Origin of the sequence: Hyphococcus lacteus (assembly GCF_041058985.1) — a bacterium.
Taxonomy (GTDB): Bacteria; Pseudomonadota; Alphaproteobacteria; order Caulobacterales; family Parvularculaceae; genus Hyphococcus; species Hyphococcus lacteus.
In genome coordinates, this window is the sequence record NZ_JBEHZE010000001.1 from 1,240,589 (window position 1) to 1,253,039 (window position 12,451).

12 protein-coding genes are annotated in these 12,451 nt (G+C 49.3%); 10 read left to right on the forward strand and 2 right to left on the reverse strand.

Features of this window, described 5'->3' with window-relative positions; genetic code table 11:
• Positions 1-3 precede the first annotated feature (3 nt).
• On the reverse strand, positions 4-459 hold the full coding sequence (locus ABFZ84_RS06045; protein WP_369313051.1) for a pilus assembly protein N-terminal domain-containing protein: 456 nt from the start codon (positions 457-459) through the stop codon (positions 4-6).
• A gap of 173 nt (positions 460-632) precedes the next feature.
• On the opposite strand from ABFZ84_RS06045, the gene ABFZ84_RS06050 reads away from it, so the two are divergent.
• The 10 genes from ABFZ84_RS06050 to ABFZ84_RS06095 all read left to right on the forward strand — a co-directional run bounded on the left by ABFZ84_RS06050 (position 633) and on the right by ABFZ84_RS06095 (position 10,648).
• On the forward strand, positions 633-1,355 hold the full coding sequence (locus ABFZ84_RS06050) for a Crp/Fnr family transcriptional regulator (protein ID WP_369313052.1): 723 nt from the start codon (positions 633-635) through the stop codon (positions 1,353-1,355).
• A 163-nt stretch (positions 1,356-1,518) separates the two neighbouring features.
• Positions 1,519-1,689 (forward strand): Flp family type IVb pilin, encoded by a 171-nt coding sequence (locus tag ABFZ84_RS06055; protein WP_369313053.1) that lies wholly within the window; start codon positions 1,519-1,521, stop codon positions 1,687-1,689.
• A gap of 147 nt (positions 1,690-1,836) precedes the next feature.
• Entirely contained in the window at positions 1,837-2,343 is a 507-nt protein-coding gene (locus tag ABFZ84_RS06060) for an A24 family peptidase (protein WP_369313054.1), read from the forward strand.
• A 90-nt stretch (positions 2,344-2,433) separates the two neighbouring features.
• A complete protein-coding gene (cpaB, locus tag ABFZ84_RS06065; RefSeq protein ID WP_369313055.1) occupies positions 2,434-3,186 on the forward strand; it encodes a Flp pilus assembly protein CpaB in 753 nt (250 codons plus the stop codon).
• Positions 3,187-3,211: 25 nt separating this feature from the next.
• Positions 3,212-4,699 (forward strand): type II and III secretion system protein family protein, encoded by a 1,488-nt coding sequence (locus ABFZ84_RS06070; protein ID WP_369313056.1) that lies wholly within the window; start codon positions 3,212-3,214, stop codon positions 4,697-4,699.
• 12 nt (positions 4,700-4,711) lie between these two features.
• Positions 4,712-5,395: a CpaD family pilus assembly protein gene (locus ABFZ84_RS06075; RefSeq protein WP_369313057.1), complete on the forward strand. Its 684-nt coding sequence runs from the start codon at positions 4,712-4,714 to the stop codon at positions 5,393-5,395.
• A 43-nt stretch (positions 5,396-5,438) separates the two neighbouring features.
• Positions 5,439-7,178, forward strand: a complete 1,740-nt coding sequence (locus ABFZ84_RS06080; RefSeq protein WP_369313058.1) for an AAA family ATPase — start codon at positions 5,439-5,441, stop codon at positions 7,176-7,178.
• 9 nt (positions 7,179-7,187) lie between these two features.
• Complete coding sequence (locus ABFZ84_RS06085) at positions 7,188-8,669, forward strand: CpaF family protein (RefSeq protein WP_369313059.1); 1,482 nt, start codon at positions 7,188-7,190, stop codon at positions 8,667-8,669.
• Between the two features lie 4 nt (positions 8,670-8,673).
• On the forward strand, positions 8,674-9,663 hold the full coding sequence (locus ABFZ84_RS06090; RefSeq protein WP_369313060.1) for a type II secretion system F family protein: 990 nt from the start codon (positions 8,674-8,676) through the stop codon (positions 9,661-9,663).
• Positions 9,664-9,673: 10 nt separating this feature from the next.
• Positions 9,674-10,648, forward strand: coding sequence for a type II secretion system F family protein (locus ABFZ84_RS06095; protein WP_369313061.1), 975 nt, complete (start codon positions 9,674-9,676; stop codon positions 10,646-10,648).
• 28 nt (positions 10,649-10,676) lie between these two features.
• Here the strand turns inward: ABFZ84_RS06095 and ABFZ84_RS06100 are convergent, their stop codons facing one another.
• On the reverse strand, positions 10,677-12,440 hold the full coding sequence (locus ABFZ84_RS06100; RefSeq protein ID WP_369313062.1) for a lytic transglycosylase domain-containing protein: 1,764 nt from the start codon (positions 12,438-12,440) through the stop codon (positions 10,677-10,679).
• Positions 12,441-12,451: the final 11 nt, after the last annotated feature.

A 12,451-nucleotide genomic window follows, 5' to 3' on the forward strand; every position in this document is an offset into this window, starting at 1 on the left:
AAATTAGTTTTCGTTTCCGCCTTTAGAGAGGCTTGATGCCTGGCCGAATTTGCTTTGTACTTGCGCGGCGACGTTGTTAAAGACGGTATCTGAATCTCCGACCGTCACAGTCGCTTCACAATTTGTTGTACAATTATACGTGGTACGTGCAATGCCACGGTGAACTGTCATCATGTCTGCACTAGGCGTCCGTACACGAATAATAAGATTTTTTACAGCCTCACCGTCTTCATTGAAAATATAAATATTTGTCAGGCCGGGGGCCTTGCCGAATAATAATACGTTCGAGTTATCTTGGACGGTGACATCCGCGATGGATGGATTCCCGACAACAATGCTTTGTGCTGGGTTCTCAAGCTTGTAAGGGCGTACCTGATCCATGGTCAGCCATAATTGCTCAGCTGCGGCAACCTGAGTTGTTGCCGTGAGTATAACAAGTGCGGTGAAAATACTGCGCATTGGATCGTCCTCTATAAACCTGACGAGACCTTAGGCCTTATGAGTCAAGGAATGTTTAAAGCGATTATGGGCATTCATTCCAATCTATCGCAGTAGTGCAATGATTTCGTAAGAGAAATTTTACCCGAGCTTAAATTTCCGTTGATACGAAAGGATAGCTGGTGGAGAGCATTATGACTGCAATTATGACTAAACCTATCTCGACTGAGTCTGATGTAGTTGAGATGCTTTCGCGTATATCACCGTTCCATGGTCTTCCTACGGCCGTTCTTTCGCTGGTGTGTGACCAAAGCGAGCGTCGCCGATACGATGCGGGTGAGACTGTTTTTTCAATGGGACAATATGATGGGGCAGAATTTGCCATTGTCCTTTCTGGCGGTCTCCGCGTCTCGGTTGCTGACGCGGCAGCTGGCGGAATGATGATAGAAGATATACTACCGCACGGAGTTTTTGGGCTTGAGATTGCGATTTCAGAGCCCGATCCGACCTTATTTCAGTCTATTTCGGTCACGGCTGAGGCGGATACGGACCTAATTGTTATTGATGCTGCTGAATTCAGAACCCTCGCAGTCGGGCGGCCATCATTGATGCGAAATATTGCGGGGTTCCTCGCAGAGCATCTTATTTCCAAGCGGTTCGGTGCGATGTCTACTCAAATCGCAGAAGAACAACGCATATATGCTGCACTTATAGAATGTGTTGAGCGAGATGCGCTCAGTGGCACATGGCGCATTGAGAGAATGCCGAAGCATCGGGAATTAGCAGAGCGTGCGAAGGTTGAAGAGGCATGTGCGGCGAGTGCCGTGGCGTCTCTTATTCAAGATGGAATTGCGCAGCGAGATTATCCGGGGCTGATTATTAACGATATGTCGCGCTTAAATACCCTTGCGCGCTAGTAAAGCAGTGGTTTTACATTTGGTTAATTACATTTAACCATAATTAGTACACAGATAAAAAATTCTGTTTATAAATTTTTTACTGATGTTGATCATTATGGTCATGTCTGAAGGGGGAGACCTTCTTCAGCGGTGCAAGTAAAGAGTAAGCAGGAGTCGACAAATGAAAACTCTAATTAATCGTTTTAAGAATGACGAATCTGGTGCAACGGCTATCGAATATGGCCTAATTGCTGCCCTAATTGCTGTTGCCATCATTGGTGCGGTTAAAGCTGTTGGTACTTCACTTAGTGGTACATTCGGCGACGTCCAGACTGAATTGGACGCATCTTAGGAATTGGCGCTACTCGGCGTATTGTTGCCGCTGAAGCGTACTGAGACGGAAAAGGAGATCCATTGGATCTCCTTTTTTGTTTATGTCTAACGGAACATTAAGACCAGACGCGTAGATAAATGGTTTGAATTTATCTGGAGACGGACAGTGGTCGCCTATCTTTTACTATCGGTATTTCCTGCGGCGCTCCTAATTGCGGCTGCCAACGATATATACGAATTTAAAATTCCAAACTGGATTTCGATTGTTTTGATAGCCGCCTATCCCGCCGCTGGACTTGCGGTGGGTGCGAGCCCGCAACTGATTGTTGAGGGGCTTTTGATTGGTGCGGCCGCGTTGACCGTTAGTTTCGGGCTTTTTGCATTTAAAATCATAGGTGGCGGGGATGCAAAGCTCTTTGCGGCTACTGCGCCGTGGTTAGGTCTCGGCAGTCTTGGGATGTTTCTATTCTATGTCGGTGTTTCGGGGTTATTTCTCGCGATTGTTATGACGATGTTCCGCAAGCTACCCATTTTGCCGGTTTATGCTCACGCGCCGTGGTTAATGCGGCTTCATGAACGAAAAAAGGATTTGCCCTATGCAGTCGCAATTGGCGCTGGTGCACTCCTTAGTTTTTCACAAACACCATACTTCCAATTAGTCATTGGCGGTTAACAAGGTCAGTTAACAGAGTTTTGAGGAGTTTCGCTCAACATACAAAAACGACGTTCTGTATGGAAAGCGTAAAAGTCAGGCGGAATCGAAATGAACGTAAGTCGAATTGCAATTTTAGGTGTGGCTGTTGTCGCAGGGGCTGGTGCTTTTGTTCTGATGTTGGGTCAGAATAAAACGATTGCGCCAATTCAAATTGTTGAGCCTGTCAAGGAAGAGAGCGTCCGCGTTCTTGTTGCCAGTCAAAACATCCAACGTGGGGAACGCCTAACGTTGGAGGGAACCTCATGGATCGCATGGCCCAAGAAAGCGGTTCGGCCAACTTTTATCACCGATGAAAACCCGGAAGCGCGAGAAAGTCTAGAAAGCGCTGTCGCGCGCTCTCTAATTGTTGCTGGGGAGCCTATCGTGAATGAGAAAGTCGTTCACGCAGAGTCTTCGGGGCTTATGGCTGCGATCATTTCGCCTGGAATGCGTGCCGTCACATTACGTGTATCACCTGAAACGGCTTCTGGCGGTTTTATTCTTCCTGGCGACCGTGTTGATATTCTTTTTACAGGTGGTGGACGCGACAGCCGTGATGGCGGGCTTGCACGCACGATGTTCGAAGATGTTCGTGTTCTTGCGGTGAATACAGTTTTCTCTGAAAACACAGAAGCTGCGCATATCGATAGCGTGAATGTCACGCTCGAACTTGCGCCACTCGATTCTGAAACATTTATTTCTGCACGGTCTTCCGGCTCATTGAGCCTGGTTCTGCGTAGTATCTTTAAACCCGAAGGTGAGCTGCTCGCTACTGAGCGACGGTCATCCAATGTGAGTGTGATTCGTTATGGCCGCTCGTAAGAACAAAAAATCCCAGGGGGTTGATATGGCTGTCCTTAAGGATCCGTTGAAAGCAGTTAGAAAGATTGCTGCGAAATCTGTGATGGGTTTGTCGCTGGCAATACTTGCTGGTGGCGCGGTTCTTTCACCTACCGAAAGCGCATTGGCGCAACGGGGTGCTTACCCTGTGAAAATCGATATGGGCGGTGAAAGTGCAGTTTCAAAAAGTATAATCCTGCCACTGAATAAGGCGGCTATCGTCGAATTGCCTGAAGCAGCAGCGGACGTTTTGGTTTCTCAGCCAGGTGTGGTTGAGGCCGTCGTTCGTTCACCACGGCGTGTTTATTTGCTTGGTCTATCCACGGGCCAGACAAATGCATTTTTCTTTGACTCGCGTGGGCGTCAAATTCTCAACTTGGAGATACAGGTTGAGCGCGATATGGATGCGCTCAGTGAGCTGATTGGCCGCGTGTTGCCGGAAGCCCGCATAGAAGTCGAATCTGTCAATGACAACGTTATCCTGCGAGGGGTGGTTCAGTCAGCGAGTGAGGCGGCCAATGCTTCGGAATTGGCAGGCCGTTTTGTTGGAAATGAAAATAACGTCGTCAATATGTTGCGCGTACGTGACCCAGAGCAGGTCATGCTTAAAGTGCGTATCGTTGAAATGCAGCGGCAGTTATTGAAACAGCTTGGTGTTTCGGTAAGCGGTTCAATTCCTATCTCAAACTCGAATTTCACCTTTGCCGCAGCCAACTCTATTGCGACGAATGGTGGATTGGGTTTGACAGGAAATCGTCCAAATTCCACCGGCACACTACGAGACCTTGATGCTTCTTTTCAGGCCTTCGAGTCGAATGGCCTCGTACGCATCTTGGCTGAACCAAACTTGACGGCAGTATCAGGAGAATCTGCACGCTTCCTTGCTGGTGGTGAGTTCCCGGTCCCTGTGGGGCAGGATGATGGCGTCATCTCCATTGAGTTTAAAGAGTTCGGTGTCGGGCTTGGGTTCACGCCATTGGTGATGAGCAAAGGCCGCATTAATTTGAAAATTTCGACAGAAGTCAGTGAAATCACAACTGAGAATGCGTTCTTTGTTCCTGGTGCCACTACTGTGGATGATGCAGGTAACCTCACGACGACTGCCGGTTTATCTATTCCAGGTTTGTCAGTTCGTCGCGCTAATACTGTGGTCGAAATGCCTTCCGGCGGTAGCTTGGTAATGGCAGGTCTACTTCAGGAAGATATGCGCTCGACAATAGAGGGTGTGCCGGGCGTAAAAGATGTTCCGCTTTTGGGGCAGCTTTTCCGTAGCCGGAATTATGCAAACAATGAAACTGAATTGGTGATCATTGTAACGCCATACCTCGTTAAATCTACGCATGAATCTGCGCTTCTTGACCCTGCTGAAGGTTTTGTGCCGGCAAGTGATGCGCAAACCATATTGCTCGGAAAAATTGTATCAACCTATGGCTTAGCTGGCGCTGGTGTAAATGAGGCCGCGCTACAGGGTCCAATGGGTTTCATCCTCGATTAAGGGAACGTGGTAATGAACGCTAATAAGACAAAAATTGCTCTTCTTTCTGCGGCATCCTTGCTGGTCGTCGGATGCTCTGGTGGTCCGTTTAACGGGCCGCAACATGGCCTCACAGTGGCTGAAACGCATCCTGTTTCTGTTGATAGCCAGGTTGTAACGTTGACGCTAAATGTCGATCCGACAACTTCCGATTTATCAAATGTTGATAAGGCTCGGCTTCGCTCTTTTGCAGATTCGTATCTTACGAATGGCCATGGTGTTGTTACTGTGACTGCTCCATCCGGGGCGGGCAACGATAATGACGGACATGAAGCGGCCGCGGATGTGCGAAAAACACTGAACGATGCGGGCGTTTCATGGTCTGCGATGCATGGTGCAACCTACCGTGCCGGTTCCGGTAATGGCGAGGAAATTGTTCTTTCCTTCACTCGTTATGTCGCGAGTGCGAGCCCGTGCGGGGTTTGGAAGGGGATGCGGGAACGTGAGTACCGAAACCTTCGTACACCGAATATGGGTTGCGCAACTATGAATAATTACGCAGCAATGATTGCCGACCCGCATGACCTTATTGCTCCTGCCGAGGTCGATCCGCGTGATGGTACATCGGTTGTTCGGGCAATGAAGCTATTTCGCGAAGGCCAGGTTACCGCCTCCGCCGTTGACGGCAATATAGATGCTGAGACTTCCGGGAATTAAGATTTGAGTTGCCTCTTAGAAGAGATGCTCGAGGGAGATAAGAATGAAAAACGCTGCTGAAACGACTTACCAGCCGACTGAAGATGAGGAAGGCGTAGCTGAAGGTGCTGCCAGCCTCGGTGCGGACGGTGGTCCAGTTGCGACTGTTCCTGCAGAAGCGGATGATGATGCGTTCGAAAGTGAATTAGAAGCGTTTGACGACGATGACTCGTGGCTTAGTGAAGAGTTGTCAGATGAAGAGCTTGCTGCACTCGGCGAAGAAGATTTTGGTGATGATATCTTCTCCGAGGAGGATTTCACCGCAGAAGACGCTCCAGCCGCGACCGTCAGTGCAGCCTTGAATGCGACCGACCCGGTTGCTGAAGATAATCTTCCTTCCGATGAGGATTTCTCGTTCGATGACGCTTTTGATGACACAGAATTGTCAGAAGAAGTTGCGGAGCCCGATGAAAACGTTTCCGTAGAGACAGAAGAAGAAATTTCGCAAGGTGCATTGGTCGCCGCGACGGCCGCTATCGCTGGCCAAGATATCGAAGAAAGCACGTCGGATATTGATGTAAGTGGTTATGGCGAAGAAGAGATTGATCACCGCCCGGTTCCGCGTATTTCTATCCATGCTTTTTGCGAAGCACCAGATACGACTACGCTGTTAGAAAAAGCATCGGTTGACCGTCGGTTGTCAAAGGCGCACCTCACCATTCATATGGGGGGGATTAATAAGGCCATTGATCATTTCCAGACTGCCTCGACGCCAAATCTGATTATTTTGGAAACGATGGCCGGTGGAGCAGAAATTTTTGCCAAGCTTGCTGAACTGGCGGAAGTATGTGATCCGTCAACGAAAGTGATCATTATTGGCCGGGTAAATGATATTATTCTGTATCGAGAGCTTATTAAGCAAGGGGTCAGCGAATATATCGTTCGTCCGAATTCCCCATTGCAGATTATTAAGACGATTGCTGATCTTTATGTTGACCCTTCTGCACCGCCTATTGGTAAAACGATTGCATTTGTTGGTGCGCGCGGTGGTGTTGGTTCTTCGACATTGGCGCACAATGTGGGGTGGTGTTCCGCCGAGGAATTCCATAGTGACACTGTAATTCTGGATTTGGATTTACCTTTCGGTACCGTAAGTCTCGATTTTGATGAAGAGGCCTCCGCCGGTTTGGTGGAAGCGCTCGCTTCGCCGGAGCGTCTGGACGATGTTTTGCTTGATCGTCTGTTGCAGAAGCATACGGACCGGCTGAGTCTTTTCACTGCACCGAGTATGTTGGACCGTGACTTTGATCTTGATGATCAGGCGTTTGAAACAGTGCTTGATGTTGTTCGTGGTACGGCACCAACGATTGTTGTTGATGTACCGCATTTATGGACATCGTGGTCAAAGCGCATCCTGATGACGGCGGATGAAATTGTCATTACAGCGACACCAGATTTGGCATCATTTAGGAACACGAAAAATCTGATAGATATTTTGGGTGCCGCACGGCCAAATGATTCTTCGCCTACGCTGGTTATAAATCAATTTGATCCAAAAACTTCGGCTGTACAGGCAGCTCAGTTTGCAGAGCATGTAGGTATTAAGCCCGCGCAAGTGATTAATTGGGATCCACAATTATTTGGTGCTGCGGCGACGAACGCGTCACCAGTTACAGAAGTGGGTGGCAAGTCGAAAACGGCACAATCCATTCGTGATCTTGCTGCTCAAATGCTTGGGCGGAATGAAACGAATATCGCGCGGCCGAAGTTCAGCTTGGCTGGGATGTTTAAGAAAAAACGATAGGGTAAATCCATGTTCGGACGGAGAACGGCTCCAGTAGATGCGTCCGCAGCGAAAAAAGCTGCGCCAGCAGAAAAGAAACCGGCTGCGGCTCCGGCGAAGGTAGCGTCAAAGGCGACCAAGCCCGAAAAGGCGGGCGCTAAGGCAGCGCCAGCTGCGCCTCCACGTGTGTCTCCGCCACCGAAAGCGACAACCGAGACGGTTGAAATTGGAAACCGGTCGGATGAATATTTTCGTACAAAGACGACAATCTTTAATGCGCTGATCGATACTATCGATCTTTCGCAGCTCGCTCAGCTTGATACAGAAGCTGCTGCTGAAGAGATTCGTGATATCGTCAATGAAATCATTTCTATCAAGAATGTTCAGATGTCGATCGCGGAGCAAGAAGCGCTTTTGCAAGATATTTGTAATGATGTTCTTGGTTATGGTCCGCTTGAGCCATTGCTCGCCCGTGATGATATCGCCGATATCATGGTCAATGGAGCGAGCCGCGTTTTTATTGAAGTCGGCGGTAAAATCCAACTTACCAATGTTCGCTTCCGCGATAATGCTCAGTTGATGAATATTTGTCAGCGTATTGTGAGCCAGGTTGGCCGCCGAGTTGATGAAGCAAGCCCAATATGTGACGCGCGTCTGCCTGATGGCTCGCGTGTAAACGTCATTGCACCACCGTTGTCGATCGATGGTGCTGCACTGACGATCCGGAAATTTAAAAAAGATAAGCTGCGTATCCAAGATTTGGTCAATTTTGGATCAATCTCCCCAGAAGGCGCAAAAGTTCTCGAAATCATTGGTCATTGCCGGATCAACACGCTGATTTCCGGCGGTACAGGCTCGGGTAAAACGACCCTGCTAAACTGTCTGACGGGTTTTATCGAACATGATGAGCGCGTTATTACCGCGGAAGACGCAGCCGAGCTGCAACTCCAGCAGCCGCACACTGTTCGACTTGAAACACGACCGCCCAACCTTGAGGGGCAAGGTGAGGTCACGATGCGTGATCTCGTGAAAAACTGCCTACGTATGCGCCCTGAGCGGATTATCGTGGGTGAGGTTCGTGGACCAGAAGCGTTTGACCTGTTGCAGGCTATGAACACCGGTCACGACGGATCTATGGGTACGCTACACGCCAATAGTCCTCGCGAAGCGCTTCAGCGTATTGAATCAATGATTACGATGGGTGGTTACAACCTTCCGTCGAAAACGATCAAGGAAATGATTGTTGGCTCTATCGATGTTGTCGTGCAAGCGGCGCGTTTGCGCGATGGCTCGCGTCGTATCACCCATATTACGGAAGTTCTTGGTACTGAGGGTGATACAATCATCACGCAAGACCTCTTTGTCTACGATATGGATGGTGAGGATGTGGACGGGAACATCGTCGGTAAGCATAAGTCGACAGGTATCGCACGCCCAGCATTCTGGGATCGTGCACGCTATTACGGCAAAGAGGCGGAGCTGGCATCCGCATTAGACGCAGCTTCGGAGTAAAACTATGGATCAGCAGATCCTCATTGTTGGCGTATTGGGCATCGTTTGCTTTGCAGCGTTGGCGTTTGTGTTGCTGGCTCCTAGTCAGAAAGACAAAACCAATCAGCGGGTAACCGCGCTAAATGCCGCGAAGACAGTAAAACGTGGGGGCGGTCCCAACGCGGAAGCGCAGAATAAAGAACGTCGGAAGAAACTGTCTGAATCGCTCGCGGCGCTTGAAAATAAAACCAAGGATCTCAAAAAGAAAAAACGTCTGTCTATGGACCAGATGTTAGAACAGGCTGGCCTCACCATTAAGCGCCAGCACTTTTACATCGGTTCCGTTGTATCAGCATTGACGTTTGGTTTGATCGGCGTTGTTTCCGGGCAACAACCATGGATCAGTGGTTTATTGCTTGTTGTCGGGGGGCTTGGCTTTCCACGTTGGTCTTTAAATTTTCTGCGCAAACGCAGACAGAAAAAATTCGTTACTGAATTTTCAAACGCCATTGATGTGATCGTACGAGGTGTAAAATCTGGCCTTCCGGTAAACGAATGCCTGAAGATCATTGGCCGTGAAGCGCCACGCCCCGTTAGCGATGAGTTTCATATGCTTACGGAGGGTATTCGCGTTGGTCTTTCCATGGAGCAGGCGCTGGAACGAATGCAAGAGCGTATGCCCCTTCAGGAAGTCAATTTTTTTAGTATCGTCTTGCTCATCCAGCAAAAAACAGGTGGTAACTTAGCAGAAGCGTTGGGTAACCTCGCAAATGTTTTGCGCTCACGGAAGCTGATGGAAGGAAAAATTAAGGCCCTTTCCTCAGAAGCGAAAGCATCAGCATACATCATTGGTTCATTGCCATTTCTGGTTATGGGCGCGGTGCAACTATCATCACCTGATTATTTGGTTCCGTTGTTCTCCACAAAAGTTGGGAATTTCATTCTCATCGGTGCGGGTGTGTGGATGATGACCGGTATTCTCGTGATGAAAAAAATGACTCAGATCAAGGTTTAGGACGCGCGCAATGGAAGCGATGATCAACGCAGTTACGGATCCTTCAATACAGATTGCAGCGCTTGTCTCGCTTGCGGCGATCGGGGCTGTGTTTACAATTCTTGAACCGCTGCTTGTCAAAGACAAGTTTGAAGAGCGAATGAAAACGGTCGGAAGTTATCGCGACAATCTTCGCAAACAACAGCGTGAAATGTTGGCGAAAAAGACGAATACGTCGCTTCGTAATCGCTCTCCGCAAGGCATGGTCAAAGAATTGGTCGAGAGTTTGAAATTGCTCGAGGTTTTTGACGAAGAGGCAGCACGCAAAAAATTGATGATGGCTGGTTTCCGTGGGCAAGGTCCGGTTTTCACCTTCATGACGGCTCGTCTTACCTTGCCATTCGTTGTTGCGATCATTGTTGGCATTTATGTCTATCTGCTCAATGGTTTTGAGCTTGATCCATTTGGCCGCCTTTTGGCGACTATTGGCGGGTTTTTGAGCGGTTTTTATCTGCCAAATATTTACATCACGAATATCGTGACAAAACGACAGCAAAAAATCCGTGAAGCTTGGCCTGACTCGCTTGACCTTCTTCTAATCTGTGTGGAAGCCGGTATGTCGATTGAAGCTGCCTTTCAAAAGGTTGGTGAAGAAGTTGGTCCGAGTTGTCCTGAGTTGGCTGAGGAATTGGGCCTAACAACCGCAGAACTATCCTATCTGCAAGAGCGCAAACAGGCATATGCGAATCTTGCGGAACGGACGGGCCTAGATTCAGTTCGTGGCGTTGCAACTGCGCTGATACAATCAGAGAAGTATGGTACGCCGCTTGGTCAGTCTTTGCGGGTTATGGCTAAAGAAAGCCGTGATTTGCGCATGCAGGAGGCCGAGAAAAAAGCAGCTGCCTTGCCACCAAAGTTGACTGTTCCAATGATTGGTTTTTTCTTGCCGGTATTGTTCGCTGTAATTCTTGGCCCTGCTATCATGCAGGTCATGAATCTCGACTAATTCAAATCTAAAACCACTAGTGTAGCTTTTATTGCGAAGCAATTTGATCGATTGCTTCGTATAAGGGAAGTTCGCCAGCGGCGACTTTTTCGCGCGATGGCGCGGGTTGCCCTAAGCGTGCGCGGTAGATCCAAAAATTGGTAAGAACCTTCTCAACAAAATCACGACTTTCACGATTTGGAATGCTCTCGATAAAGAGGAGCGGATCGTCAATTGCGACATCTCGTTTCCAACGGCGTAGATTTCCGGGCCCGCCATTATAGGCTGCGGCCAAATGGAATAGATCGCCATCGACGGCTTTGGTCATTAAATGATCAACATAGTTTTGTCCCAGTTCCATGTTGAATGATGGATCGTACAGGCGTTCTCGTCCGCTTTTATAGATTAAACTCCGGTCGCCAGCGATATAGCTGGCAGTGCGGGGCATTAATTGCATGAGGCCGCGGGCACCGACGCGGCTGGTAGCGTCGGTTTTGAACTTTGATTCTTGGCGCATCAGCGCAAATAGAAGCGCGCGATCAACCTTGAAGCCACTTTCGGGGGTAAAATCCGGAATCGGAAACAGTCCCGCTTGTAGCGCTGGATTGTCATCAGATAGCGCAATGTCGATTTGCGCAGCAGGTAGATCAAGTGCAATCGCCACAGCGAGGAGTGTCGGCGCATCTTCGGCCTCGATCGCGCCATTCGCCCAACGAAGTTCGACGTCAGCATCGGAGGTGCGACCGGCTTGGCTGAGTGCAATCGCACGTTTGATGCGCGGTTCTTTCCCCATAAGATCTGAGACATCGTCATTCGCAAGTTCTGGAGCAGACCAGTTATAGCTGTGGTCCCGGCCTAATTGTGCCAACGATAATTGTCCGTAAAACGTAAAAGGGAACGCCGCCCCGATTTCAAGGTTAGGGGTTACGTCAGCGGGGTTACCGCCCGCAAGCGCTGTGCGTGCCGCCCAGAATGCAGCTGCTGCACGTAGGCTATCTTCTTGGTAAGGGACGGCGGCCATTGCTTTGAAATGATTGTGCGCACTCGAAATATTCCCCTCACGGAAGGAGGTTAACCCGGCAATCCATTGCGCCAAAACGGCGCTTTCACCGTTTCGTGCTGCGGCCTCTTCAGCAATCTTCTGGGCTGTATCGACATATCCTTGGTAATAAAGGCTGGCTGCAATCCATGACCGCATACGGTCAAACTGTCGTGTAGAAATAGTGCCGCGGCGATGATGGTTTTCTATTTCTTTTAATGCGTCGAGTGCTCGTTCTTTGTTCGAAAGAAATCGGACGCGCCCTTCAATTTGGCGTAACCGTGACGCGCTCATATTGTCAGCATCAGCAACCAGGTCAGGGTGGAGCTGTTTTGCCGGTGGCTGACGCCATTTGCGAGTTATAGGCCGGAGTGGGGATGATTGACCGCGCGGCTGGCGTTTCCGCGCTAGCGAATAAATTTTGTCAGCCTCCGGATGGTCAGCGTAGTAAGCGAGCCAGCGTTTCAGCTCACTAAACGAAGAGCGATACGCAGTTGGGTGCATATAACGCTGGAACTGGACATAACCCATGAGAACTTTGTTATCGAGTTGATTGATCAACTGATCTGCATCACGCCAATTTCCGCTTTTTTGCAGCGCAAAAATCTGTTGGTACAGCGAAGCGTCTTCCGTGCTTAACACGCTCAGAGGTTGGCTCTCTGGTGACGGGCTGGCCGAAACAACTGCCTCTTCTGTTTTTGCGGCCCAACCGTGTGGGGCAACAATCAATGCTGATACAGAAGCGAAGGCAAAGAGCGTTTGGCGTAGCGGCATATTGGTTTCCC